Annotated in this window: 28 protein-coding genes; 9 read left to right on the top strand and 19 right to left on the bottom strand. The window is 66.1% G+C overall.

Annotated elements, in window-relative coordinates:
- Window positions 1-2: 2 nt before the first annotated feature.
- Window positions 3-2,036, bottom strand: a complete 2,034-nt coding sequence (locus tag AB3K92_RS11880; protein WP_369465119.1) for an FAD-dependent oxidoreductase — start codon at window positions 2,034-2,036, stop codon at window positions 3-5.
- A gap of 75 nt (window positions 2,037-2,111) precedes the next feature.
- On the opposite strand from AB3K92_RS11880, the gene AB3K92_RS11875 reads away from it, so the two are divergent.
- The 3 genes from AB3K92_RS11875 (at window position 2,112) to AB3K92_RS11865 (ending at window position 4,436) form a co-directional block, all read left to right on the top strand.
- Window positions 2,112-3,194: an AraC family transcriptional regulator gene (locus tag AB3K92_RS11875; RefSeq protein ID WP_060128008.1), complete on the top strand. Its 1,083-nt coding sequence runs from the start codon at window positions 2,112-2,114 to the stop codon at window positions 3,192-3,194.
- A gap of 97 nt (window positions 3,195-3,291) precedes the next feature.
- Window positions 3,292-3,837: a hypothetical protein gene (locus AB3K92_RS11870; RefSeq protein ID WP_060155351.1), complete on the top strand. Its 546-nt coding sequence runs from the start codon at window positions 3,292-3,294 to the stop codon at window positions 3,835-3,837.
- 11 nt (window positions 3,838-3,848) lie between these two features.
- Complete coding sequence (locus AB3K92_RS11865) at window positions 3,849-4,436, top strand: hypothetical protein (RefSeq protein WP_369465117.1); 588 nt, start codon at window positions 3,849-3,851, stop codon at window positions 4,434-4,436.
- Window positions 4,437-4,465: 29 nt separating this feature from the next.
- On the opposite strand, the gene AB3K92_RS11860 is transcribed toward AB3K92_RS11865, so the two are convergent.
- From AB3K92_RS11860 to AB3K92_RS11850, 3 genes are all read right to left on the bottom strand, one after another.
- Window positions 4,466-4,921, bottom strand: a complete 456-nt coding sequence (locus AB3K92_RS11860) for a DUF126 domain-containing protein (protein ID WP_059484125.1) — start codon at window positions 4,919-4,921, stop codon at window positions 4,466-4,468.
- Window positions 4,914-6,161, bottom strand: a complete 1,248-nt coding sequence (locus AB3K92_RS11855) for an aconitase X (RefSeq protein WP_369465116.1) — start codon at window positions 6,159-6,161, stop codon at window positions 4,914-4,916. The genes AB3K92_RS11860 and AB3K92_RS11855 overlap by 8 nt, the downstream gene beginning before the upstream one ends.
- Before the next feature lie 185 nt (window positions 6,162-6,346).
- Window positions 6,347-6,775: a MarR family winged helix-turn-helix transcriptional regulator gene (locus tag AB3K92_RS11850; RefSeq protein ID WP_021157307.1), complete on the bottom strand. Its 429-nt coding sequence runs from the start codon at window positions 6,773-6,775 to the stop codon at window positions 6,347-6,349.
- Between the two features lie 91 nt (window positions 6,776-6,866).
- Between AB3K92_RS11850 and AB3K92_RS11845 the strand changes: the two genes are divergently transcribed.
- The 5 genes from AB3K92_RS11845 to AB3K92_RS11825 all read left to right on the top strand — a co-directional run bounded on the left by AB3K92_RS11845 (window position 6,867) and on the right by AB3K92_RS11825 (window position 12,530).
- Window positions 6,867-7,787, top strand: coding sequence for a LysR family transcriptional regulator (locus tag AB3K92_RS11845; RefSeq protein WP_021157308.1), 921 nt, complete (start codon window positions 6,867-6,869; stop codon window positions 7,785-7,787).
- A gap of 107 nt (window positions 7,788-7,894) precedes the next feature.
- On the top strand, window positions 7,895-8,326 hold the full coding sequence (locus tag AB3K92_RS11840) for a MarR family winged helix-turn-helix transcriptional regulator (RefSeq protein WP_059649132.1): 432 nt from the start codon (window positions 7,895-7,897) through the stop codon (window positions 8,324-8,326).
- 68 nt (window positions 8,327-8,394) lie between these two features.
- Complete coding sequence (locus AB3K92_RS11835) at window positions 8,395-9,489, top strand: HlyD family secretion protein (RefSeq protein ID WP_059493614.1); 1,095 nt, start codon at window positions 8,395-8,397, stop codon at window positions 9,487-9,489.
- Between the two features lie 13 nt (window positions 9,490-9,502).
- Complete coding sequence (locus AB3K92_RS11830) at window positions 9,503-11,077, top strand: DHA2 family efflux MFS transporter permease subunit (RefSeq protein ID WP_059484128.1); 1,575 nt, start codon at window positions 9,503-9,505, stop codon at window positions 11,075-11,077.
- A 16-nt stretch (window positions 11,078-11,093) separates the two neighbouring features.
- A complete protein-coding gene (locus AB3K92_RS11825; RefSeq protein ID WP_369465113.1) occupies window positions 11,094-12,530 on the top strand; it encodes an efflux transporter outer membrane subunit in 1,437 nt (478 codons plus the stop codon).
- A 50-nt stretch (window positions 12,531-12,580) separates the two neighbouring features.
- Here AB3K92_RS11825 and AB3K92_RS11820 read toward each other — a convergent pair whose 3' ends face one another.
- From AB3K92_RS11820 to AB3K92_RS11760, 13 genes are all read right to left on the bottom strand, one after another.
- On the bottom strand, window positions 12,581-12,763 hold the full coding sequence (locus AB3K92_RS11820; RefSeq protein WP_369465112.1) for a hypothetical protein: 183 nt from the start codon (window positions 12,761-12,763) through the stop codon (window positions 12,581-12,583).
- 7 nt (window positions 12,764-12,770) lie between these two features.
- Entirely contained in the window at window positions 12,771-13,394 is a 624-nt protein-coding gene (locus AB3K92_RS11815) for a LysE family translocator (protein ID WP_060217927.1), read from the bottom strand.
- 147 nt (window positions 13,395-13,541) lie between these two features.
- Entirely contained in the window at window positions 13,542-14,174 is a 633-nt protein-coding gene (gene yfcF, locus AB3K92_RS11810; protein WP_081057290.1) for a glutathione transferase, read from the bottom strand.
- Between the two features lie 144 nt (window positions 14,175-14,318).
- A complete protein-coding gene (locus AB3K92_RS11805; protein WP_048022468.1) occupies window positions 14,319-14,729 on the bottom strand; it encodes a TIGR02594 family protein in 411 nt (136 codons plus the stop codon).
- A 325-nt stretch (window positions 14,730-15,054) separates the two neighbouring features.
- Window positions 15,055-15,279, bottom strand: a complete 225-nt coding sequence (locus tag AB3K92_RS11800) for a hypothetical protein (protein ID WP_021157316.1) — start codon at window positions 15,277-15,279, stop codon at window positions 15,055-15,057.
- A gap of 280 nt (window positions 15,280-15,559) precedes the next feature.
- On the bottom strand, window positions 15,560-15,763 hold the full coding sequence (locus AB3K92_RS11795; RefSeq protein WP_006485974.1) for a cold-shock protein: 204 nt from the start codon (window positions 15,761-15,763) through the stop codon (window positions 15,560-15,562).
- 266 nt (window positions 15,764-16,029) lie between these two features.
- Complete coding sequence (locus tag AB3K92_RS11790; protein ID WP_369465107.1) at window positions 16,030-16,485, bottom strand: GNAT family N-acetyltransferase; 456 nt, start codon at window positions 16,483-16,485, stop codon at window positions 16,030-16,032.
- A gap of 181 nt (window positions 16,486-16,666) precedes the next feature.
- A complete protein-coding gene (locus tag AB3K92_RS11785; RefSeq protein WP_059649187.1) occupies window positions 16,667-17,455 on the bottom strand; it encodes a hypothetical protein in 789 nt (262 codons plus the stop codon).
- Window positions 17,456-17,559: 104 nt separating this feature from the next.
- Entirely contained in the window at window positions 17,560-19,422 is a 1,863-nt protein-coding gene (locus AB3K92_RS11780) for a methyl-accepting chemotaxis protein (protein WP_059649136.1), read from the bottom strand.
- A 158-nt stretch (window positions 19,423-19,580) separates the two neighbouring features.
- Window positions 19,581-20,246 (bottom strand): flagellar motor protein MotB, encoded by a 666-nt coding sequence (locus AB3K92_RS11775; protein ID WP_369465105.1) that lies wholly within the window; start codon window positions 20,244-20,246, stop codon window positions 19,581-19,583.
- Window positions 20,247-20,283: 37 nt separating this feature from the next.
- Entirely contained in the window at window positions 20,284-21,048 is a 765-nt protein-coding gene (locus tag AB3K92_RS11770) for a flagellar motor protein (RefSeq protein ID WP_021157322.1), read from the bottom strand.
- 14 nt (window positions 21,049-21,062) lie between these two features.
- Window positions 21,063-22,307, bottom strand: coding sequence for a Crp/Fnr family transcriptional regulator (locus AB3K92_RS11765; RefSeq protein ID WP_048022418.1), 1,245 nt, complete (start codon window positions 22,305-22,307; stop codon window positions 21,063-21,065).
- Between the two features lie 237 nt (window positions 22,308-22,544).
- Window positions 22,545-23,207, bottom strand: a complete 663-nt coding sequence (locus AB3K92_RS11760; RefSeq protein WP_021157324.1) for a glutathione S-transferase family protein — start codon at window positions 23,205-23,207, stop codon at window positions 22,545-22,547.
- A 288-nt stretch (window positions 23,208-23,495) separates the two neighbouring features.
- Here AB3K92_RS11760 and AB3K92_RS11755 point away from each other — a divergent pair, with 288 nt between their 5' ends.
- Window positions 23,496-24,851: a polyhydroxyalkanoate depolymerase gene (locus tag AB3K92_RS11755; protein ID WP_059859293.1), complete on the top strand. Its 1,356-nt coding sequence runs from the start codon at window positions 23,496-23,498 to the stop codon at window positions 24,849-24,851.
- Window positions 24,852-24,959: 108 nt separating this feature from the next.
- Here the strand turns inward: AB3K92_RS11755 and AB3K92_RS11750 are convergent, their stop codons facing one another.
- A complete protein-coding gene (locus AB3K92_RS11750; RefSeq protein WP_059493626.1) occupies window positions 24,960-25,427 on the bottom strand; it encodes a DUF3761 domain-containing protein in 468 nt (155 codons plus the stop codon).
- Between the two features lie 61 nt (window positions 25,428-25,488).
- Window positions 25,489-25,626: an HHHH-motif protein gene (locus AB3K92_RS11745; protein ID WP_021157327.1), complete on the bottom strand. Its 138-nt coding sequence runs from the start codon at window positions 25,624-25,626 to the stop codon at window positions 25,489-25,491.
- Window positions 25,627-25,650 lie beyond the last annotated feature (24 nt).

Raw genomic sequence — 25,650 nt, 5'->3', positions numbered from 1 at the left:
CGTTACAGCCGCGCCGCGAGGCGCGCACCCTGATCGATCGCGCGCTTCGCGTCGAGTTCGGCGGCCAGTTCCGCGCCGCCGATCAGGTGCACCGAGCGCCCAGCGGCCTGCAACGGCGCGAGCAACGCGCGCTGCGGCTCCTGCCCCGTGCAGAGCACGATCGTGTCGGCTTCGATCAGTTCGTGATCGGTGCGCTCCTCGCCGTACGACACGTGCAGCCCGCGCGCATCGATCAATTCGTAGTTCACGCCGCCGATCATCTTCACCTGCTTCATCTTCAGCGTCGCGCGGTGAATCCAGCCGGTCGTCTTGCCGAGCCCCTTGCCGAGCGGCGCGGCCTTGCGCTGCAGCAGCGTCACTTCACGCGCGGGCGGCGTGACCTGCGCACGCGTCACGCCGCCACGCGTCGCGGCCGGGTCGGTCACGCCCCACTCGGCCTTCCACTCGTCCAGATCGAGCGCCGGCGATTCGCCGTCCTGCACCAGGTACTCGGCGACATCGAAGCCGATCCCGCCCGCGCCGACCACCGCGACACGCCGTCCGACGGGCTGCTTGCCCGCGAGCACGTCGATGTAGCTGAGCACGTTCGGCCCGTCCTGCCCCGGAATCTTCGGGTCGCGGGGCGCGACGCCCGTTGCGAGCACGATTTCGTCGTAGCCGCCCGCGATCAGGTCGTTTGCGTCGACGCGGCGGTTCAGGTGCAGGTTCACGCCGGTCAGCTCGACCTGGCGGCCGAAGTAGCTCAGCGCTTCGTGAAACTCCTCCTTGCCGGGAATCCGCTTGGCCATGTTGAACTGGCCGCCGATCTCGGCCGCGCCGTCGAACAGGTCGACCCGATGGCCGCGCTGCGCGAGCACGGTCGAACACGCGAGCCCGGCCGGCCCCGCGCCCACCACCGCGATGCGCTTCGGCTGCGATGCGGGCGTGTATTTCAGCTCCGTCTCGTGGCACGCGCGCGGATTCAGCAGGCACGACGCAATCTTGTTCTTGAACGCGTGATCGAGACACGCCTGGTTGCAGCCGATACAGGTGTTGATCTCGTCGGCACGGCCCTGTGCGGCCTTGACCACGAACTCGGCATCCGCGAGCAGCGGGCGGGCCATCGATACCATGTCCGCGCAGCCGTCCGCGAGGATCTGCTCGGCCACTTCGGGGCGATTGATCCGGTTGGTGGTCACGAGCGGAATGCCGACCTCGCCCTTCATCTTCTTCGTCACCCACGCGAACGCGCCGCGCGGCACCGACGTCGCGATCGTCGGCACGCGCGCCTCGTGCCAGCCGATCCCCGTGTTGATGATCGTCGCGCCCGCGCGCTCGACGGCCTTCGCGAGCTGCACGGTTTCGCTCCAGTCGCTGCCGTCCGGAATCAGGTCGAGCATCGACAGCCGGTAGATCAGGATGAAATCGCGGCCGACCGCTTCGCGTGTGCGTTCGATGATCTCGATCGGCAGCCGGATGCGGTTCTCGTACGACCCGCCCCACTGGTCGGTGCGCTTGTTCGTATGCATCGAGATGAACTGGTTGATCAGGTAGCCTTCGGAGCCCATGATCTCGACGCCGTCGTAACCGGCTTCACGCGCGAGCTTCGCGCAACGGACGAACGCGCGGATCTGCCGCTCGACCCCGCGCGCGCTCAGCTCGTGCGGCGCGAACGGCGAAATCGGCGACTTGATCTTCGACGGTGCGACCGCGAACGGGTGATAACCGTAGCGGCCCGTATGGAGGATCTGCAGCGCGATCTTGCCGTCCTCCGCATGCACGGCCTCCGTGATCTCGCGATGGCGCCGCGCGGCGGCCGACGTCATCAGCGTGCCGCCGAACGGCTTGGTCCAGCCGGCCACGTTCGGCGCGAAGCCGCCCGTCACGATCAGGCCCACGCCGCCGCGCGCGCGTTCCGCGAAATATTCGGCGAGCCGCGGCAGCGTCTTGCGGCTGTCCTCGAGGCCCGTGTGCATCGAGCCCATCAAGACGCGGTTCTTCAGCGTCGTGAAACCGAGATCGAGCGGCGCGAGCAGGTGGGGAAAGGGTGTCGTCATGATGATCGTGCCAGTAAGCGATGCGTGACATCGTAGGCGCGCGCCGCCTTGAACGTGAGGGGGCAAACAGCCATAATGCTTGTCATTTCCGGCCAAAACGACATGACTTCCCCTCTCGCCAAGGACCGCCTCGGGCTGCGCCGGCCGACGATTCCGGTCGCCTACACGCGCCTGCTGCTGCTGGCGCTGGCCGCGCGCGGTGTCGACCTGACCGCCGTACGCGCCGGCACGGGCCTGCGCGATGCGGTGCTGGCCGAACCGGACGCGCGCGTCGCGCCGTCGCAATGGGGGCGGCTCGTGCTCAATGCGATCGAGATCGGCGGCGATCCGGGCATCGGGCTCGCGTTCGGGCTGCTGCTGAAGCCGACCGTGCACGGCTTTCTCGGCTACGCGACCCTGACCGCGCGGGACATCCGCGACGCGCTATCCGTCACGCAGCGCTACTTCCGGATGCGCAACCGCCAATATCGCCTGACCTATGCAGAAGACGAACGCGGCGCGACGCTCGAACTGCACGGCGTGCAGGCGAGCCCCGTGTTGCAGCATCACGTGATGTTCGAGTTCGTGCTGACCGGCCTCGCGCAGAACATCTCGCAATGGGCCGGGCGCGCGTCGCCGCCGATCGCGCTGCAATTCACGTGGCCGGAGCCGCCCTATTTCGCACGCTATCGCGACCAGTTGCCGCCGGTCGAATTCGGCTGCGCGGCCAACGCGCTGTGGATCGCGCGCGACGTGCTCGACTGGCCGCTGCCGCTCGCCGACGAAGTCGCGCATCGGCAGGCGCTCGTCCAGGTGGAGCGTGAGTATGCGCAGGTGCGCCAGGAGGAAGGCGATCTGGTCGAACGCGTGCGTGCGGAGCTGGCACGTGGAGCCGGCGATTACCCGGGGCCGGAGACGCTCGCCGATGCACTGCTGGTGTCGACCCGCACGCTGCGGCGCCGGCTCGAGGAAGCCGGGTCGGGCTATCGGCAGTTGCTCGACGAAGCGCGGTTTCGCGACGCGAAGCAGTTGCTCGCCGCGTCGGATCTCGACCTGAAGACGATCGCCGAGCGGCTGCAATTCACCGACCCGGCGAATTTCACGCGCGCCTTCAGGCGCTGGGCCGGGCAGACGCCGAGCGCCTATCGGGAGGCGGCTGCGGGCACGGCACGCGACTGATGCAGGGCCGCGACCGGCACGAGGTGCCGGCCCGTGATTTCATCGGTATGATCAATCCCACGCCCAAGCGGCGCCGACCGGCGCACTCTCCCGCCCCATGCCCAAGCACACCACGCTGATCGAGTCGACGATCGACCGTATCGATACGAACCTCGTCCGGATCAAGGCCGACAGCAGTAAGGTGCCGCTTTATCGCCTGACGATGCGGAACGCCTGCTACTTCATCGCCGCCGACGATTTCGACGCGGAGGCATTCAAGCAGATCGATCGATTGAAGCCCGGGATGGCCGTGCGCGCATGCATCTTCGACGATCGCGGCCGTCGCCGGATCGCGTGGCTCAGAAGCAGCGACCTGGCGATCGCACCCTACGATGCGCTCGGACAAAGGGACAGCAACCTGACGCTGCTCACATGGGCGTCGATCGTCTTCGTGCTGAGCCTGCTGATCGGTGCCGCCGTGTTCAGATCGGGCTGGGCGTTCGTCGGCGTCCTGGCCTTGCTCGCGAGCATCATCAGCCTGCTGGGTATCCTGCTCGCGATAGCGGGGCTGTCCGATCTGGTGTTCCGGCCTCAGCGTCGCGAGGCGCAGGAAAAGTGGCGGTACGAACCCGCCGGGTTCACGACGGAACGGAGCAACGGATGACCGGCCGCACCATGCAAATCGCATCCGGCCGCGTGACGTCCGTCAGCCAGAAGACGATCACTACGCAGGTCTGGAGCAACAATCTCGGCTGGACGACGCAAGGCATCGAGGAGATCGCGCTGCAGCTCGACACGTTCGACGCGCCGCTCACGCTCGTGACCGGCGCCACGCGCAGCCTGTTCATCGTCGCGGGCGATCGGCTGGAGGTGGCATACGCCGAAGGCCCGGATCGCCCGGCCATCTACGGCATCCGCAACGCGACCGACGCCTCGGTGTATCTGGTTCGACCCGCGAAAGTCGCCGGGGCCCGCATCGATGTGTACGCGACGCTATTCCTGCTGGTCGTCTTCGTCTTCATTCTCGGCATCATGTCCGCGGTGTCGCGCAGCCTCGACGGGATGCTCGACACGTTCGCGTGGTTCGCCGGGGGCGCGATCGGGTTCTTCCTGCTGAGCACGATCCTGCGCACCGTGTTCGGCGTGATCGTGTGGCCCGAGATCCGGCGGCTCAGGCAGCCCGGCGGCAAGCGCGAAATGAACGCCGCAAGGCAGGTGCTGTCGCTCGCGAACGACGATACGCCGAACATCCGTTTTCTCTGACTTCTCCGACGCGATACGCACGCGACGCGTCAGCAGCCGACGACGATCCGCGCTCCGCCGTCACCCTCGCCCGCCTCGATCCGCACCTCGCCCTCGGCGGCGACGATCGCGTCGTACACGTCGTCGCTCACGCACACCACCGGCACCGCGATCGCATACAGCTCGGCCGCCACGATCGCGCCGATCGAGATGATCAGGTCGCGCTCCTTCAGCACGATCCCGACCGGCCCCGTGCCGTTGCGCACGGCTTCCGCGAGCACGCTGCTGCTCGAACTCGAGCCCTTCGCGTGCGGCATCACCATCACCTTGCCCGCGAGGCTCGCACCGGCCTGCGGATGCCCGCGATCGACGATCTTTCCCGCGCCCGAGTCGTAGCCGCCCCAGAAACTGAGCGGCTTGTCGAGCACGAACGCGCGCGCGCATGCGCTGCCCGGCACAAGCGTGTCGCCCGTCAAGCCCTTGCCCGTCGCCGTCGCTTCAGTCATCGAATCGCACCTTTCCTTCGAACGCCGACCGCACGCATTCGCGCATGCTGCCGTACGCGACCGTCACGCCGATGTTCGCGGGCGCATACGACGCCCATTTCCCCGAATTGGTCATCACCAGCCCCGACAGTTGCTTCATCACCGGCGTGATGTACGTGCAGGTGTCGACGACGATCTGAATGCCGCGCGCGGCGAATTTTTCCGCAAGGCCGGCCTCCTCCAGTTCCCACAAGATGAAGCGGCTGGTGTTCACGTAGAAATCGCAGGCCGGCTTGCCGTCGAACGCGTCGAGCAAGGTGCCGAGCGTGCGGAATTCGGCCAGCGAGAAATGCGGCGTGCCGAGCGCCACCGCGACGAGTGCGTCGCCGGCCGCGCAGTGGTTCAGCGTGCGGCGAATCTCGTCGAGGTCGGCCATCGCGACATCGACCGTGCGTTGCGCCGCCTGCCCGTGCAACGCCGCGTCGAGCGTCGGCGCCTCGGGTGTGATGCCCACCGCATGGAACAGCGCGACGGCGCCGCTCGATGCGGCCGCCGCGCCCAGCGCCTTGAGTTCGTCTTCGGTGGTATCCGCCGGCAGCCCGACGATCGCCGGCACGACCGCGCCCGCGATCCTGCCGATCAGCAGACCGAGCGCGGCGAAATAAATGTCGCGCGACGGCAGGCGGCTGAAGTCCGGCGCGTTGAACACGATCCGCGCGGCGCGGTTGGCTTCGACGTGCAGCCCCGCATACGGCGCGCGCCCGGTGATCGCCGCAGCCAGGTCGAGAAAATCGCCATACCGGCTCGTGCGCGCGCCGAGCACCGAGTTCGCGAACACGATCGCGTTCGATTCGGCCCACGCGATCTGCTCGCCTTTCGCGGGACGGTTCTTCAGTTGATACGGCGCGCACGTGAAGCTCGACTCGCAGCCGAGTTGCAGATGCGCGTCCATCAGGCGCTGCGCGTCGCGCTGGATCGTGCGATCGCCGTGGTACAGCTCGGGATGGATCAGGTCGAGCGACCCGACGTTCAGCGTGGTCGGCACCGCGACCTTCGCGCCGGTGTCGACGAAATATTCGACGAAGTCGAGGCTCGTCCGGCCGTGGTAAAGGCAGCCGTCGATATGCGCGGACGTGATGTCGATCAGGTGCGGCGCGGACATCACCTGCGCCGTGCGTGCGACGATCCGCATCGCGCGCGCGACGCCATCGCCGTCATCTCCGCGCAGCATGGCGCTGTCGCGGTCACTCAACTGCAGCATCGGTTGCTCCTCTGACGCGTGCCGGCGGCGCCGGCCCGTGAAATCCGTCAGGGGACTCTACAACTGGAAATAAAAACTGTCCAGATCCACGTCGATCCGGACAGTTTAAAAAACCAATTTCAGCCTTGCAGCGTTACCGAAGTGGACAATGGCTCGAATTCCGCTCCAGTTTGCCGCCGGTTCGTCTAGCGTTCCGCGGTCACGCTGAACAGCTCGTCGCGCAGCGCCTTCGCGCGGTCGCGTCCGAACTGCGTCTCGAATTCGTCCTGCGCGGCCTGCCACGCAACCAGCGCCCGCGCGAACGTGCGTTCGCCCGGTTTCGTGAGACTCAACGCATGCGCACGCGCATCGTGCTCGGACGCGGCCGTCGCGACGAACCCGTCGCGCTGGAGCGGCTTCAGCGCGCGCAACAGGGTCGTGCGATCCATCACGAGGCGATCGGCGAGTTCGCTCATCAGCAGGCCGGGCCTGCGCGTCAGGTTCGACATGATCGAGAACTGGGCGGGCGTGACGCCAACCGGGGCCAGATGGCGTTCGTATAGTTGCGTGACGAAGCGCGCCGCCTGACGCAGCGCGAGACAGTTGCACGCCTGGGCAATCGAGGTGTCGTTCATGTTTCGCAATTTATATGTGCATATGCATAAAGTCAATGTACACTCCGCCGTAACCAGGCCGGTGGCCGGCCCGCGTGTCAAGGAGACGGACATGGACTACATCGACAAGCTGAGGATCTTCCGGTCGGTGGTGGAGCTGCGCAGCTTCACGCGCGCAGCCGACATGCTCGGCCTCGCCCGGCCCGTCGTGTCGCGCGCGGTCGCGGATCTCGAAGCGCGCTTCGGCAGCCGGCTGCTACACCGGACCACGCGCCAGGTCTCGCTGACCGAAACCGCCGAGCGTATCTACGAGCGCTGCGCGGCCGTGCTGGACGAGCTCGACTCGCTCGAAGCGGAAGCGCAGGCGCCGACGCGCGAGCCCGAAGGCCTGTTGCGGCTCGTCGCGCACACGACGGCCGCGCTGAACCGGCTCGTGCCGCTGATCGCCGGCTTCAAGGCCGCGCACCCGAAGGTGCGCCTCGACGTGACGCTGACCGAGCGCCCGGTCGATCTCGTCGGCGAAGGCTACGACATCGGCATCGTCGTGCCGTACATGCTGACGAGCGAATCGACCGTCGTGCGGCTGATCGAGCGCATTCCGGTCGTGATCGTCGCGACGCCCGCGTATCTGCAAGCGCATGCGCGCCCCGAGACACCGGCCGACCTGGCCGATCACCCGTTCGTGCCGATCTCGCCTTCGCTGCGCCGCCCCGCCCTGTCGTTCCGCATCGACGGCGACCTGCTGACCGTGCCGTTCCGCTTCGACATCTCGTCGAACAGCCCCGTCTTCAACCGCGAAATGGTGATGCACGACTTCGGCATCGGCGTCGTCCCGAAAACGCTCGTCCAGGCCGAACTCGCGTCGGGCGCGCTCGTGCAGCTGCTGCCCGACGCCGACCTCGTCGACGCATCCGTCGAGATCAAGCTCGCGTACGCGAACCGCGCGCTGCTGCCCGCGAAGGTCAAGGCGTTCATCGACTACACGGCCGCCTACTGCGACCGCGAAGGCTGGATCGTTCCCGCCGCGGCCTGACCGGGCGCACGAACGCGCCTCGTTGCAGCCGATTGGTACAGCCACGACACCAATCTGATCCCGCCCCGCCCATCGCTTCACGCGATCCAGCGCCCTAACATGTGCACATGCACAAGACCACGCTCACCGACGACGATTGCTTTGCGGTCCGGCAAGCCGCCCGGCGAATCTCGCAGTTCTACGAGCGCTATCTGTCGCGCGCGGGTGTCACGCCATCGCAATACAGCATTCTCGCGCTGCTGCGCGACCAGCCCGGCCTGACGATGGCGACCTTGTCGAGCATGCTGGTGATCGAACGCACCGCGCTGCTGCGCGCGCTCAAGCCGCTCGTCGGCGCGGCGCTGGTGGCGGGCCGGATCGAGCCGCCGTGCCGCGGCCAGACGTTCGCGCTCACCGCGCACGGCGAAACCAAGGTCGCCGATGCGCACGTGCACTGGCTCGCCGCGCAGGAAGCATTCGAGCGGTGTTTCGGGTCGACGCAGGCGGCCCGCCTCAGAGACGAATTGTTCCGGATCACGCACAACCTGCCGGAACGCTGATTGACGACTTCCCCGACGGACGGCACGCCGTCTTTCGTTTTGATACGTGCATATACATAGGTGAATCGATGGAAACGACCCAAGCCGCTGCCGCGTCACGCGAAGCAGCCACAACCGACCAACCCGCGAAGCAACAGCGCCGCGTGCCATGGATGCGCATCGCGGTGGGCGCCGTCGTCGTCGTCGTGGCCGCCGCCGCGCTCGACTGGCTGTTCGTGCTGCGCTTCCAGGAAAGCACCGACGATGCCTATGTGGGCGGCGACGTGACGGTGCTCGCACCGAAGGTCAACGGCTTCGTCGACAAGATCCTCGTGACCGACAACCAGCGCGTGAAGGCCGGCGACGTGCTCGTGCAGCTCGATGCGCGCGACTACGACGCGAAGCTCGCGCAGGCCAGCGCCGAAGTCGACAGCGCGCGCTCCGCCGTGACCGAACTCGAGGCGAAGCAGCAACTGCAATATGCGGTGATCGGACAGCACGCAGCGGACAAGAACGCTTCGTCGGCCGAGCTGACGCGCGCCGCATCGGATCGTGTGCGCTATCGCGAGCTCGTGAAATCCGACGCGGTGTCGAACCAGATCGTCGAACGCGCGGACGCCGATTATTCGAAGGCCGGCGCCGCCGTCGAACGCAGCGACGCCGCGCTGCTCGCGTCGAAGCGGCAGCTCGATGTGCTCGGCGCGCAGCTCGCCGACGCGCGGGCGCGCGTGAACACCGCGCTCGCCGCGCAGCGCGTCGCCGCGCTCAACGTCGAATACACGACGATCCGCTCGCCGGTCGACGGTTACGTCGGCAATCGCACGGGCCGCGTCGGGATGCTCGCGAACGTCGGCGTGCCGCTGCTGACGATCGTGCCGGCTTCCGGACTGTGGATCGACGCGAACTTCAAGGAAGACCAGCTGCGCAAGATGCACGCGGGCGATCGCGTCGACGTGTCGCTCGATGCGTCGAGCACGCGCCTTCACGGCCGCGTCGACAGCCTCGCGCCCGCGACCGGCGCGACCTTCAGCGTGCTGCCGCCCGAGAACGCGACCGGCAACTTCACGAAGATCGTCCAGCGCGTGCCCGTGCGCGTGCATCTCGATCCGCAGCCGGGCCTCGAGCACGTGCTGCGCCCCGGCCTGTCCGCGGTCGTGACCGTGCATACCGGCCGCGCGAGCTGAACGGGAGACGACGATGACCACCGCGTTTTCCGGCGACCCGGCGTCGCAACCGACGAAGCAGCGCGTTTTCGCCTTCGCGCTGATGTGCGTCGGCTTCTTCATGGCGACGCTCGACATCCAGATCGTCGCGTCGTCGCTGCGCGACATCGGCGGCGGCCTGTCCGCCAGCCAGGACGAATTGTCGTGGGTGCAGACGGCTTACCTGATCGCCGAGATCATCGTGATCCCGATGTCGGGCTGGCTGTCGAAGGTGATGTCGACGCGCTGGCTGTTCGTCGCGTCGGCCGTCGGCTTCACGATCACGAGCATGCTGTGCGGGCTCGCGTGGGACATCAACTCGATGATCCTGTTTCGCGGGCTGCAGGGCGCGCTCGGCGCCGCGATGATCCCGACCGTGTTCACCACCGCATTCGTGCTGTTCCCGGGCAGGCAGCGGCTGATCGCGTCGACGACCATCGGCGCGCTCGCGTCGCTCGCTCCGGCGATCGGCCCCGTGATCGGCGGCTGGATCACCGATCAATGGTCGTGGCACTGGCTGTTCTACCTGAACCTCGTACCGGGCATCGCGGTGGCCGCACTCGTGCCGCGCTACGTGCATATCGACGAACCCGATCTCAGCCTCATCAAGCGCGGCGACTACCTCGGCATCGTGCTGATGTCGGGTTTCCTCGGCTGCCTCGAATACGTGCTGGAGGAAGGCCCGCGCAAGAACTGGTTCGGCGACGATGCGATCGTGATCTGCGCGTGGATCTCCGGCATCTGCGGCTTCCTGTTCCTCGTGCACGCGCTGACCGCCAAAGATCCGATCGTCGACCTGCGCGCGCTCGCCGTGCGCAACTTCGGGATCGGCAGCCTGCTGTCGTTCGTGACCGGCATCGGGATCTTCGTGACCGTGTTCCTGACGCCGCTGTTTCTCGCGCAGGTGCGCGCGTTCAGCTCGCTGCAGATCGGCATCGCGCTGCTGTCGGTCGGTGCGTTCCAGTTGATCGCGCTCTGCGCGTATGCGTTCGCCGCGCGCTTCTTCAGCCTGCGTGCGTTGCTCGTGTTCGGGCTGATCTGTTTCGGGCTCGGCTGCTACCTGTACACGCCGATCACGCACGACTGGGGCTGGCGCGAATTGCTGCTGCCGCAGGCGCTGCGCGGCATCGGCCAGCAGTTCAGCGTGCCGCCGATCGTGACGATGGCGCTCGGCTCGCTGCCGCAGTCGCGGCTGAAATCGGCGAGCGGCCTGTTCAACCTGATGCGCAATCTCGGCGGCGCGATCGGCATCGCGGTGAGCGCGACGATGCTCAACGACCGGCTGAATTTTCACTACCTGCGGCTGAACGAGCACGTGAGCGCCGGCGAACCGCAGATCGCGTCGCTGCTCGATCGACAGGCGGCTTACTGGGGCTCGGTGGCCGGCAATACGCTGAATACCGCGCAGGCCGGGCTCGCGAACCTGCATCGGCTGATCTATCGCGAAGCGCTGACGCTCACTTATGCGGATGCGTATTACGTGCTGTCGCTGTGTTTCGTCGTCGCGCTGTTTGCCGTCGTGTTTTCCAAACCCATTACGTTGAACGCGCCGCCGCCGGACGCGCACTGAGGCCAGGGTCATCATCATGAAAAAGCTACTCGTGGCGCTGGCTGTCAGCGCATTCGCCGCCGGGTGCGCGGTGCAGCCCGCGCAGCATCCGGCGCTGTCCGAATCCGTCCAGACGCTCGCCCCCACCGCATGGTATACCGACGTGCCGCGCGCGGACATCGACGCCGCCGCCTGGTGGGCGCAATTCCACGACCCTGTGCTCGACCGGCTGATCGCGGTTGTGCTCGACGGCAACCTCGATCTGCAGGCCGCCGCCGAACGCGTGAAGCAGGCACAGGCGCTGACCGTGCAGAAGCGCGCGGTGCTGCTGCCCGAAGTCGACGCCACCGCGCATGCGGCCGACGCACGCCAGAACACGCCACCGCCGCTCGGCTATGTGCGGCAGGCCGGCGCGGGGCTCGCGCTGAGCTGGTCGCCCGACGTATTCGGCGGCGAACGGCTCGCCCTGCTCGCCGCGCAGGCGGAACTCGTCGGCCAGAAGCATGCGGAAGATGCGATGCGGCTCGCGCTCGCAGCGGATGCGGCGTCCGCGTACGTCGATCTGCGCTGGGCACAGCAGGAACTGAAGATCCTTCAGGACAACGCGAAGATCCGACAGCATGCGCTCGAGCTCACGCGCAAGCGACAGGCGTTCGGGCTGTCGACGGAACTCGACGTCACGCGCGCGCAGAACCAGCTCGACGCGCTCGAAGCGCGGATTCCGCCGACGCAGGCGCAGATCTCGCATCAGCTCAATCTCATTGCCGTATATTCGGGGCGCACGCCGGAATCGGTCGATCGGCTCGTGCTCGCGCAGGCCGGCGACATTCCCGCGCCGCCGGCTGGCGCGCCCGATACGTTGCCTTCGCAGGCGTTGCTGCGACGGCCCGATGTGCTGACTGCGTATGCGCAGGTCGAGCGGCGGGCGGCGCAAGTCGGCGTGGCGAAGGCCGAGCGGTATCCGAAGTTTTCGTTGAACCTGACGGACGGGATTCTCGCGGCTTCCTATCTCGGGTTGCCGACGTTGACCGACAACCTGTTCAGCGCGGCATTGAGTGCGACGAGCCCGATCTTCAATGCGGGGCGGATTACGGCCGATATCTCGCAGAGCGAAAGCCGGATGCGCGAGTCGGAACTCGGGTTACGGCAGACGATGCTGCAGGCGTTGCGGGAAGTCGAGGATGCACGCGCGAATCTCGTCAGCGCCGATGAGGCGACGCGGCGGCTCGATAGTGCGCTCGCTGCGTCGGACAAGGCGCTCGGGCTGGCGAATCAGCTCTACAAGGGTGGCGCGACGGATTTTCTGGATGTGCTGTCGGCGCAGGAGGTGTATCTGCGCGATTCGGATTCGCTCAACCAGGTCAGGCGCGAGCATGCGCTCGCGGCGGTCGCGCTTTATCGGTCGCTTGGGGGCGGGTGGAGCAGGAACGACGCGACGGGTGGGCCGACGGTGGAGGCGGTGGCGAAGAACTGAACGTGATCCCGATACGACGCCGGCCTCGACACTTGCCGGCGTCCCGCTCGTCAACCGCACGACCCCAGACATTTGACCGACGACAACGCGATCAGGTAAACCGCCAGCCACGCAATGCCCAGCCCCGCGATGACGGTGACGATACGCGTGACGCGCTTGTGCCAGAACCGGATCGCAGCGAACACGCCGGCAGCCAGCAGGAGCCCGATGAGGATCGGGCCGAGCACGTTCATCGCAGCGTTACCGATCCAGCGCCAGCTTCGCGCCGAGCCCCAACAGGATCGTCCCCATCACCGCATCGATCGGCTTGCGCAGTTTCGCGTAACCCGTCTGCACGCGGTTCGTCGAGAACAGCACGGCCACCGTGCAGAACCATGTCAGCGATACGGCGACGACCACGGCCAGCGTCGCGCCATGCACCCATGCCGGCGCATGCGCGGGCAGCAGCGTGACGAACAGGCTGCCGAAGAACGCGGCGGCTTTCGGGTTGGTCAGGCCGACCAGCAGCCCTTTCCGGTATGCGTGCACGCCGCCGCGAACGATCGGCTGGCTTGCCGCTTCAGCCTGCCTTGCCGACTGGCGCAGGCCCCACAGCGTCCTGATGCCCAGGTAAATCAGGTAAGCCGCACCGGCGATGCGGATCGCCTCGTACAGCCACGCGAGCTTCGCGACGATCAGCCCGAGCCCGAAAATCGCCATCGCCGCCCACACGGCATGCGACGACGCAATGCCCAACGCGGCCAGCAAACCCGCACGGCGATTGCCGAGCGCATGGGACGAAACAGCGATCAGGTCGGGGCCGGGGCTGACGCACGCCAGCAACATCACGCCGCCGACTGCGGCGAGTTGGGGAAGATAGCTCATGGCGGTTCGGGAGGATTCAGGTGAGGAGGAATGCCGGCTAACTCTAGCACGCCGATTTTGGTTGCATGCGGGACGATCTGAAACGCGGCGCGCCGGCAGCCGGCACACGTTTTCTCATGCCGTCGCCGCGCGCCTTGCACCCGCGTATTACAGCGGCGGCCGCTTCAGCTTCACCCAGCGCTGCACCGACGGCCGCTCCCACTGCGCACGCGCATAGTCGGCGAGGCGCTGCGGCACCGGATCGTCATTCAGCACCAGACGGTTCAGCATCACCGCGAGGTCGACATCCGCGATACTCCACTCGCCGAACAGGTTTGCCGCACCCGGTGCGAGCAGCTTGCCGGCGGCCGCAAACAGCTTCTGCGCGGCAGCCTGCGCCAGGCTCGACAGCGGCTCGCTCGACGGCCCGTAGAACAGCACTTCGGTCGACCGTTCCGTGCGGATCGCCATCAGGTCGCTGCGCAGCCACGCCTGCACCTGTCGCGCCTGCGCGCGCTGGCGCGGATCGGCTGGATAGAGCCGTGTGCCCGGGAAGATCTCGTCGAGATACTCGGTGATCGCCGACGATTCCGACAGCGCGAAATCGTCGTGCACGAGCGTCGGTACGCGTTGCGTCAGCGACGTCGCCGCGTAGTCGGGTGCGAAATGCGCGCGGTTGCCGAGATCGACGGTCACCCGTTCGTAGGTCAGCCCTTTTTCCTCGAGGGCGACGAACACCGACATCGCGTAAGGGCTCGCGTATTGCGTATCCGCATAGAGACGGAGATTTCCGGTTTGCACGACAGGCTCCTTGTCAGGGCGGAGATCGGCGACCGTGCGGGAGGCGCATCGGCAGGCTCCGCGTGGATCGATGCGGCATGTGCGACGGATTAGCCGCCGCTTGAAAAGCGATGTTCGAAGTTTTGTTTGCGCCGCGGCGGTTGGTCAGACGGCGTGGGGCCAGCGGTAGCCGATCACTTCGTTCAACGGGTACGCGAGCTCGCGCACCTCTTCCAGTTGATTGCCGCCGAACAGATGTACGTGCTCGTCGTCGTGACGCAGGTAGAAACCGACATGCCCTTTCCAGCTCGCGGGATCGTCGCGCGTCAGGATCGCGATGCAGCCGTACACAGGGCGCTCCAGCGGCCGGCCCCATTCGAGCCACGAACGCGCGAGCGCGGAGCCCGTGCCGCGAATGCCGGCATGCGTCATGCACCAGTTGACGAACGACGAGCACCAGGAAATCTTGTCGTCGTAGCCGACCAGGTTCGTCTGGTTGTTGTATTCGACGATGCGCGGATTGACGCTGCCGGGCGGATGGCGGCGGATGCCGAGTTCCGCCATCGCGACGGGCATCCAGGGCGGGTGGGCGGTGTCCGGTTTGCGCTCGGGGTTGAATGAGGTCACGTCGTTCTCGGGCAGGCGAGTGTGATGTGCGGTCAATCTTCGCACGAATGATGCGCGGCGACGAGCACCTGTACGCGTGGCCTCGCGTTGAACGAGCGCGTTCAAGTGTTCGCCGACCATGCTCGGCGACTGGCCAGCTTCGGAACCGGGAGAGCGTGGCGCGCTGATCGAATCGAAGCGTAACGAATCGATCGCGCGCAAGGGTTGGACGCGCGTTGTCGTGCGCGCCCGGGTGACTCGTCTGCGCGGGGTGTCGGGTACCGCGGCGTTACCGTTAACCGCGTGTGTCGATCCAGCGCCGTGCCCAGCGGGCCGAGTGCCGCAGTGCCTGCGCTTCGCTCGCGAAGTAATCGAGCGAATAGAACTGGTAGCGGCCTTCCGCGGGTGTGCTGTCGGTACGTTCGAGCACCAGGTTGGATGAAAAACTACCGTCGGGCAAACGATGCGCCGAGGGTTGGACGGCATAGCCGTTGTATTGTTGAATTCGTTTGTTTTGCATTTTTAATTTTAATCATGTTCGAGTGCGCGCATGCCGTGCGCAATATGCACGGACGCGCCGATTCAAAGCCATTGCAAGCTGAATCTGAAGCTTTCGGAAAGCGAAAGTGCGGCGTTGCTGCCGGAGGGGGGAATGAAGTGCAACGAGGCGTGTGGCGCTTGGCGAGCTGCTGAATGAACAGATGCAGCTAAGAGCAATCGCGCCAACTTCAGGAGACGAAGCTCCGTGGGGGTGTCGCTGCGACCCGGCGTCCGTCGTGGGAGGCCGGGCCCTTCAAACTTTACAGCGGCTTGATGTTGGCCGCTTGCAGACCCTTCGGGCCCTGCTTCGTTTCGAAGCTCACTTTCTGGTTTTCAGCCAGCGTCTTGAAGCCGTCGGCACGAATTTCGGAGAAATGGGCGAACAGGTCGTCGCCGCCGTTATCCGGCGTGATGAAGCCAAAACCCTTGCTGTCGTTGAACCACTTGACGATACCGGTATCCATGAAGATTCCTTGAGAAAAAAATAGAGAGATGTGCGCTGTTGAAGCGCGCGTGAAGCGTCAAGGAGGGAGAGGACAACGAATACCGCTGCGGAGAGCGAGCAATTGATGAACAGCAATCGGACTTCTTGGACTTCGATGCGTACACTAACCGCCAGGCCGGCGCGCGTCAACTGCTAACTTGTAACTGTTTCTGCTGGCGACCCGTTTTTCGGACAAAGCGATGCGACCCTGCAGGTCGCCATGACCTGACCATGCGAACCGAACGCTCAAGCCGCGATGGGTTTTTGCATGAACACGCTCAACGGGTCGTTCGTGTAACCGCCGAACGGCCCGCGGCGCTGATATCCCGCGGATGCATATAAAGCCAGCGCCTCGTGTTGATAGGGTCCGGTTTCGAGCGTGAGCAACGTGCAACCGAGATCGATCGCCCGTGATTCGAGCAGCGCCATGAGTTTCCTCGCGACACCCTGCCCGCGACCTCGCGGGCTGACGTACATCCGCTTCAGTTCGCCGAATTGGGGGTTGAGGACAACCGCGCCGCAACCGATCGCCTTGCCGTCGCTATCCCGCGCGACGGCAAACAGCACATTGGCTTGATTCAGCGACGCGATATCCAGAGCGTGCCGGCTCTCGGGCGGGTACAGGGTGTCCTGGTACGCATCGAGATCGGCGATGAGGGCGATCACGTCAGGCTGATCGGGGGACTCGAAGGCAATGGTCATGGCTGACGAAGCTGGGCACAGAAAAGGGAAACTGAAGTACCCGGCGACGAAGCGGTATTCGACATCGATGGCTGCCTGATCTTCAGTCGCGGATTGTCGGCGATGCTTCCGGTGCTGTCGAACGTGTCAAAAAGCGGGCGAATCCGCTCGCCTCGCGATTCCGAGGCAATCGCATTCCGTCCTATTGAACGACGGCATCGACCATCGCCTGTGCTTCGGAAAGAAACCGCGAATAGCGCCGCTGTTTGGGCAATTGCTGCGCGAAGCAGGCTGGCCGCTGTTCCTCTGGCACGTGCTCCGCACTGCAGGCGACGATCTTCGGCAATGTCGCGTCCCGCCACAGGATATAAATCCGCGCGCCCTGCCTGATCGACACGGCCAGCGTATTCGGCCCGTCCGGCATCCCGTCCTGGCTTTCCCCGAGCAACAACGCCTTCACCACCGCATCGGCCGGCTTCCGCTTCACCGGCAATTCGGCGAACCGGAATGCCGCGGCGTCGTGGCCGAACACGTCGGTGTAAAACGTCGCGTTATCGAAAATCGACGCGACATCATCCGTCGACCTGATCCCCGCATCCGCCGTCCTGGCCCAGGCCGTCAAAAGCGGAACCGTCGTCACGACGAGGTTCACCTTGCCGTCACCCGACTTCAGGAACAGTCCATCCGGCCCGGGCGTCATCCCGTCGTCGATGGAGAGACCGTCGACGGTGCTCCCCGCCGTCGCGGAAAAGCCTCTCGCCCTGACCTTCCCGACAAGCCTGGCCAGCCGCGCATTCACCTCCGACGTGTACTTCCTGTCCAGTTCCGCCTTGTCGTCCGGTTTGGCCGCCTCGATCGCGTCGACAGCCTGCTTCCGATACGCCAGGTAGGAATCGGTCGGCGACGCAATCACCTTCGCCCCCACACCGGCGATCACCGCAACGAGCACCACCGCCCCCACCCCGATCTTCCACCTGGAAAAACGCTTCATTTTTATGGACGTCACCGAATCCCGCACCGACATGCATAACGGCTGCCGTGAACCCACGGCAGCCGTCCCTCAGAAACGCTCCATTCTAAAACGCGAATCAGGCTTCATTCATCCACCTTGAAAGCCGACACGAGCCTCGTCAGCTCCGCCGCCTGCTGTTTCAAGCTCGCCGCCGCCGCTGCGCTTTCCTCGACCAAAGCCGCATTCTGCTGCGTCATCTGATCCAAAGACTGCACCGCATCGCCGATCTGGTCGATCCCGGCGCTCTGCTCCAGGCTGGCTTCGGCGATCTCGCTCATCATCGCGCTCACGCCCTGCACCTGCGACACGACATCGCTCATCACCTTCCCTGCCTCGCTGACCAGCCGCGATCCGGTGTTCACCGTGCCCGCGCTGTGCTCGATCAGCGCCTTGATCTCCTTGGCCGCCTGCGCGCTGCGCTGCGCCAGATTCCGCACTTCCGACGCCACCACCGCAAACCCGCGCCCCTGCTCCCCGGCCCGCGCCGCCTCGACGGCCGCATTCAGCGCGAGAATGTTCGTCTGGAACGAGATGCTGTCGATCATCACGATGATCTCGGAGATCCGCTGCGACGCGTGGCTGATCTGCTCCATCGTCGTCACGACCTCACCCACCACCTGCCCGCCGCGCGCCGCCGTATCCGACGCGCCGTTGATCATCTTCGCGGCCGTCGTGGCCGTCTCGGTGTTGTTGCGCACCACGGCCGTGATCTCTTCCATCGACGAAGCCGTCCGCTCCAGGTTGCTCGACTGCCCTTCGGTACGTTCGCTCAGATCGGCATTCCCCGACGCAATCTGCGCCGAACCCGTGGCAATCGACGCGGACGCCGCGCGAATGCTGTGCACCAGCGTCGACAGCGACGACACGAACCGGTTGAACGCATCCGACAACTGCCCGATTTCGTCCTGGCTCTCGACCGTCATCCGGCGCGTGAGGTCGCCCTGGCCGCTGGCGATCTCCGACAGCAGCGTCGCCGCGCGGCGGATCGGCGCGGCAATCGCGCGGCCCACCAGCCAGATCACGAGCAGCGCGACCGCGAGGCCCACCACCGCCGCGACCAGCGCCGCGCTGCGGATCGCGCGTGTCACCGGCCCGAGCAGTTCGGCCTGCGGCACCTCGACGACGACATACGCGTTCAGCTCCGGAATGAACGACGTCGCGATGAAACGCGCGCCGCCGTCGCCGTCGTAGCTCAGGTACGCATACGGCTTGCCGGCCAGCAGCGTCGACGACGCATCGCCGGGCAACCCCTGCTGGTCCTTCATGAAATGCTTGCCGTCGATCAGCGACGAATCGCGATGCATCATGATCGCGCCGTCGGGACGCACGAGATACGCGAACCCGGTCTCGCCGATCCGGTAGGCGGCGATCCCCTTCGCGAGCGCATCGACGGACAGGCTCATGCTGGCCGCGCCGATCGGCACGCCGTCGAGCTCGACGCGGCTGTTGATGAACATCATGTAGCCGCCGACCGTCACCTCGCGATCCATGTTCACGTCGAACGCCTTGCCGGACGACAGGAAGCCGGTCAGCCACTGATCCTTGTCGGTCACCTTCCGCTGCAGGCCGGATTCGTTGTAGTAGTTGCCGCTCTTCACGGACACCCACTGCACCGACGCGGCCTTCTGCTCGTCCTTCACGTTCTTCGCGAGCTGGATCCAGTTGCGCGTGCCGGCGTCGGGTTCGCCGTCGGCTTCCCATTGCAGCAGGAACGCGTCGCGCGCGAGAATCCGCGACGCGGCGATCGGCCCGGCCATCTGCCGCTGCACGTCTGCGCGGATGCCGTTCACGGCCGTCGGCAGCTCCTCGCGGACGACACGGTCGCGCACCGCGTTGCCGATCAGACGGATGCTGAGTCCGCTCGAGATCGCGACGAACACGAGCAGGCAACTCGTCATGCTGAGAATCAGCTTGTTCTGAATGGAAAGCTTGCGCCAGAAATGCATGGGGAACCCTCGATAACCGCTCGGTCTGAGCCAGTTTGGGTTATCGGCATGCACGCGCGGAACCGCATCGCGGATTTCAGATGTTCATCATGCGAGATTCGTTATGTTGTTGTCAGGCGGGCATAACCGGCCGCCTGTCGACTCGCGATCAGCGCAGATCAGTATGCAACGAAGATCGTGACACGCCGGTTTCGCGCCCGCGAAGCCGCATCGTCGCCCGCGACGAGCGGCTGCGTATCGGCCCGCCCGATCGCCGCCACGCGATGCGGCGCCACGCCGCGCTCGGTCAGGTAGCGCACGACGCTCCCCGCACGCGCGGACGACAGCTCCCAGTTCGATTCGTATTTCGCGTTCGCGATCGGCACGCTGTCGGTATGCCCTTCGACGAGGATGTCGCCGGTCGCGTGCTCGCTCAGCGCCTGCGCAATCTGGTTCAGCACCGGCGACGAATCTGGCAGCAAACGCGCATCGCCGACGTTGAACAGGATCTTCGCGTCGATGCCGATCTCGACACCATGCGGCGCCTTCACGAGCGAAATCCGGCCGTTCGACTTCAACGAATCGAGCAACGCGAGCCACGGCGGCGCAGGGTCGGGCGTAGCCGCATCGGCAGCGCTCGCGGCACCACCCGCCTGCCGCGCAAGCGTCTGGTACCGCGCGTCGAGTGCGTTGTATTTCGCGAGCTGGAGCACGTACAACGCGAGGAACAGCACCATCAGCGTCGTGATGAGATCCGCGTACGAAATCAGCCAGCGGCCGGACTGCGCGCCTTCGAGCTCGTCGTCGCGATCGGCGGCGGAGACACCGTCAGTTCGAGCAGTCATGTTGTTGGGAATCCGGGTTGATCGTCCGACACACGCGTCACGCAAGCGATTCCACCGCGCGCCCGCGCACGTCGCCGGTCAGGCGCGTTTCGATCGTATGCGGCGATTCCTTGCGCGATATCGCCAGGAAACCGTCGAGATACAGCTTGCGAAACCGCAGCTCGCTATCGATCTGCGCGCGCAGCTTGCCGTAAAGCGGCAGGAACACGAGGTTCGCGAACGCCAGCCCGTACAGCGTCGCGATGAACGCGACCGCGATGCCCGGCCCGAGCTGCGCCGGTTCGAGGATGTGGCTCGTCACCTGCACGAGCCCGAGCACCGACCCGAGAATGCCGAACGTCGGCGCATATCCGCCCGCCTGCTGCCACACGCGCGCGGCCGCCAGGCGGCTGCGTTCGTAGGCATCGAGTTCGCGCTGCAACGCGTCCTCGAGCACGGCGGTCGACACGCCGTTCGCCAGCAGTTCGAGCCCGCGGCGCGCGAACGGATGGATGCCGCTCACGTCCATCGATTCGAACGCGAGCAGCCCGTCGAGCTTTGCGCGGTCGCCCCATTCGAGCAGGTCGGACAGGTTCTTGCGATCGACCTCGCGCGCCCGCACGAACGCGAGCCGCAACTGTTTCACCGCGTCGAAGAAGCGTGCCCAGGTGTTCTGGATCATCACCGCGCCGAGCGTGCCGCCGAGCACGATGACAAGCGCCTCGAACTGGAACAGCATCGGGAAATGCCCGCCTTCGAGCGCGAAGCCGAACACGATCGCCGCGCCGCCAAGCACCACACCGGCCAGGGTCAACAGATCCATGCGCGCCCCCTTGGTCATGCATCCGATGCCGATGCGACGGGCGCGGTGCCCGCCGCCGGCGCCTTCGCCGCGCGAACGGCATCCAGCACGCGCCGCTCGATGTCCTCGATCTCGACCGGATCGAGCTTGAGCTCGCGACGCATCACCCACGACACCTCGTTGCGCCGCGCCTCGGTCATCACGGAGAACAGCTTGTCGGCCACCGCGCGATCGTCGAGATTCGCGATCAGCTTCGCGAGATCGTAGGTGTCGAACGCGCTGATGACGTCGAACAGCGTGCGCGGGTCGATCCACACGAGATCCTCCAGCGCGCGCACGTCGCCGCCGCGACGCGCATTGCGCCGCGAGAAGTACGCGACGCCCTTCTGTTCGACGTAACTGAGCACCTTCGATTTGCGGAACGCGAACACTTCGTCGGCAATCTCGCCGTTCGACAGCTTGTTGAGCAGCATCGTCTTCTCGACGCCGATCAGCGATTCGAGATCGGCGAGCTCGATGAGCTCGAGTTCGCTGTTGATCGACAGGTCGAGATCGTGATCGGCCACCTGCTGCGCGCGATCGATCACGCGCGCGGCGTCGAACGTGACGACCTGGCGCGCATCCGACGACGCCGCATAATCGGCCGCCCCGCCGGCGTGGTCCGCCTGCGCCGCTTCGATCGTGACGAGATTGAGCTTCTCCATGCGTCGCAGCATCGCGAGCACGTGCGGCCGCGAGTGGCCGGCGATCGCGCGGCATTTGCGGATCACTTCGGCGAGCGGCACCGACGTTTCGGCCGCATGCGCCTGCATCGGCCGGCGCGTCCATGAGTCGCCGGCGTCGCGCGCGTCGGCGCCCGCCATCAGCGCCAGCACATGCGCATACGACAGCACGCCCGGCATGAAGTCGGCATGCGTATAGGTCGCGAGCTGGTCGTCCTTGCGCTTCACGCGGCGGATCATCGTGCGCACGATATGACGCAGCAGCGCCGACACACGCTCGATTTCCTCGTCGAGCATGCCGGCCGGCACGACCGTCAGCTGGCAGAATGAAAGCGCCTTCGCGGTATGGGCACGCGGCTCGGCCGCGAGCAACGCCGATTCACCGAAGAACTCGCCCCGACCGAGCGTCGCGACGACGACGCGCTTGTCGTCGCATCGCGTGGACAGTTCGACCTTACCGTCGGTGATCAGAAAGATGACGGGCTCGCCCGCAAAACCCTCGGAATAAATGATTTCCCCGGGCGCCGCCGTACGCGTCCACGATTGCTGACGATTCAAGTCGATTCCCCTGCTGCGCTGATTGTTGCGGACTGCGCGTCGCACGTCGGAAGCATGCGATCGCGAGTCGTCCCCGTGACTCGTTTACGTCATCGTGCTCAACATCCTTTAGGGCATTCGTCCTCGCGTCGAATCGAAATCAAGGTAAAACGTTTGCGCGTTACGCGGCCAGATCGAAACGTTCGTTTCGATGCCGGTGCGTGTAGTGCAATTGAAAGCGACGGGCGATCCCGCGCGTCAGAACTCCATGTCGAGTTCGTCGATGTCTTCGTGCTCCGCCTTCGCCGCATCGATCCACTCCGCCACGAACGGATGCGCGAGCACCTGCATGCAGTACTCGGCGATATCGGGCTCCAGCTTCACGTCGTAGGTCAGGAAGCGCGTGACGACGGGCGCATACATCGCGTCGGCAATCCCGATCTCCGCGCCGAACAACCAGGGGCCGCCGTACGCGGCCAGGCACTCGCGCCAGATCGTCACGATCCGCTCGATGTCGTGCTGCGCGCGCGACCAGATCCGGAAGCCGGGGAAATGCGCGCGCAGGTTCATCGGCAGCGCGGATCGCAACGCGCTGAAACCGGAATGCATCTCGCCGCAGATCGACCGGCAGTGGGCGCGCGCGCGCCGGTTCTCGGGCAGCAGCCGCGCCTGCGGCCGGATCTCGTTCAGGTATTCGGCGATCGCGAGCGTGTCCCACACCGTGTTGCCGTCGTGCGTCAGGCACGGCACGAGAATCGACGGCGACAGCAGCAGCAGCTCCGCGCGCGACGCGGCATCGATCGGCACGCTGACCGTCTCGAACACGAGCCCGCTCAGCTTCGCGAGCAGCCAGCCGCGCATCGACCACGACGAGTAATTGCGGCTGCTGATGGTCAGCGTCGTCTGTCCGGTGGATTCCATGTCGCTCCTCTGCTGGTTGCCGTTCGTGCCCCTGCACCGAAACGGACGCGTCACGCCGTTACCCGCACCATGCCTGTGCGGCCCATTCGCCGAACTGGCGCAGTGCCGCACGGTGGCGCGCCATGAGTCATGCGCGGAACCGGTTCGGCAGCACGTCTCCTGCACCCGTCCGTCGTCACGTGCCGCCTGCACCGCCGCGTTCCCGAACTGCGTGCAACGCGCGTGCCAGCCGCACGCTGGCACACGGCTTGCCTCGTTCCCTGCATCGCGGCGCAACGAGCGACGGTCATGAACCTGCTTGCCTATCCGTTTTATCAATGGTCTGCGGAATGCCTGCGCCCGGCGCGTGCATGGGCGGCCACCACGCGCGCGACGATGTCGCTGTGGCCGCCCGCGACGTCGACGCCGACCGGCCGCATGCTCGACGCGCTGTGCGAACTGCTCGAGTGCTGCGCGTTCTCGCACCGGCGTCCGCCGTTCGGGATCGAATCGATCGTCGTCGACGGCGACACGGTGCCGATCGTCGAGGAAGCGGCGGCCGTCACGCCGTTCGCGACGCTGCTGCATTTCCGCAAGGCGCGGCCGGTCGCGCGCCAGCCGCGCGTGCTGATCGTCGCGCCGATGTCCGGGCATTTCGCGACGCTGCTGCGCGGCACGGTGCGCACGATGCTGGCCGATCACGACGTGTACATCACCGACTGGCACAACCCGCGCGACATTCCGTTGACGGCCGGGCGCTTCGGCTTCGACGAATACGTCGCGCACGTGATCGACTTCATCCGCCAGATCGGCCCGGACGCGCACGTGCTCGCGATCTGCCAGCCGACCGTCGCCGCACTCGCGGCGGTCGCGCTGATGGCGGCCGGCAGCGATCCGGCGCAGCCCGCGAGCCTGACGCTGATGGCCGGCCCGATCGACTGCCGCGTGAATCCGACCAAGGTCAATGCGCTCGCGACGAGCCAGCCGATCGAATGGTTCGCGCGCAACCTGATCAGCGTCGTGCCGCCCGGTTTCGTCGGCGCGCAGCGGTGCGTGTATCCGGGCTTCGTGCAGGTCGGCGCGTTCATGTCGATGAACCCGGACCGGCACGCGGCGTCGTTCGCCGATCTGTATTACGAGCGCGCGAAAGGCGATCCCGCGAAAGCGGACACGCTGCGGCACTTCTACGACGAATATTTCGCGACGGCCGACCTCACCGCGGAGTTCTACCTGGAAACGGTCGAGAAGGTGTTCCAGCAATACGCGCTCGCGCGCGGCGAGCTGACGGTCGGCGACCGGCTCGTCGAACCGGCGGCGATTCATCGCACCGCGCTGTTGACGATCGAAGGCGAGAAGGACGATATCTGCGCGGTGGGCCAGACGGTGGCCGCGCAGGAGCTGTGTTCGGGGTTGCCGCCGTATCTGAAGACGCACCACGTCCAGACGGGTGTGGGGCATTACGGCGTGTTCAACGGCAGCCGGTGGGAAACGCAGATCTATCCGATCGTGCGGGCGACGATCCATGACAACGAGCCGTACGATCGCACCGCGGGCGCGGAAGGCGATACGGACGGCACCCACTACGTCACGCTGCGTGCACTGCTCGATGCGCGTGCCACCGGGAGCGACGCGGCGGCGGAAACACGCTCGCATCACGCGCACTGAGCGCGGTTGGCGGCACAAATGCATCGCCCCGCCGCAGAGGCGGGGCGACGTTGGCGGCTGCGTCCGGCCGACGCGCGCGTGCATGCACTCGCGCGCCGGCCCTGCGCGTTACGAGCAGGCCTTGCCGTGCGACGCGTGGTAGCCCTTCGCCTTCGCGTCGGCTTCCGACATGTAGCTGCCGTGCTTCGTCTTGCCATAGTACTTGTCGGTCGAGCAGTGGTAGACCTTCGTGCTGTCGTTCGCCCACACCTTGCCCGCGCCGCCGCCCGGCGCTGCGGCCGCGGTCGTCGCGGCGGCGCTCTTCGCGGGAGCGGTGCCCGATGCCGGCGTAGCGGAAGCCGCCATGGCCGGCGCCGCGGCCGGTGCGCTCGCCGCCGCGGCGGCCGATGCGCCGTACCAGGTCTTCACGCCCTTGTGGCCCGCGCATGCGCCCTTCTTCGACGCGCCCGAGTAGAACGAGCCGTCCTTGCACAGACCGGTCGTGCCGGCCGGCGCGCTGGCCGGAACCTGCGCGAACGCACCGATCGACACACCCATGCCGGCGACCAGCGCGGCGATCAACATCGTTTTTTTCATGGTCCTCTCCTGATTTGCCTGACTGAAGAATGCATTCCGGGTCGCCCCGGAAAATTCGCGCTTACCGCACCCAGCGGCACACGCGATGGTGGTGATGATCGACGTGGCACACACGATGCGAATGCGCTTCGGCAAGCGCCGGAACAAGAACCGCACATGCCACTGCGGTAGCCGTCAGGATCTTCGCGATGCGCTTCATGAAACTCTCCCGGGTAAGGTCAAC

Source organism: Burkholderia sp. Bmkn7 (assembly GCF_041103175.1).
GTDB classification, from domain to species: domain Bacteria; phylum Pseudomonadota; class Gammaproteobacteria; order Burkholderiales; family Burkholderiaceae; genus Burkholderia; species Burkholderia cepacia.
This window is presented reverse-complemented; position numbering and strand designations above follow the sequence as displayed.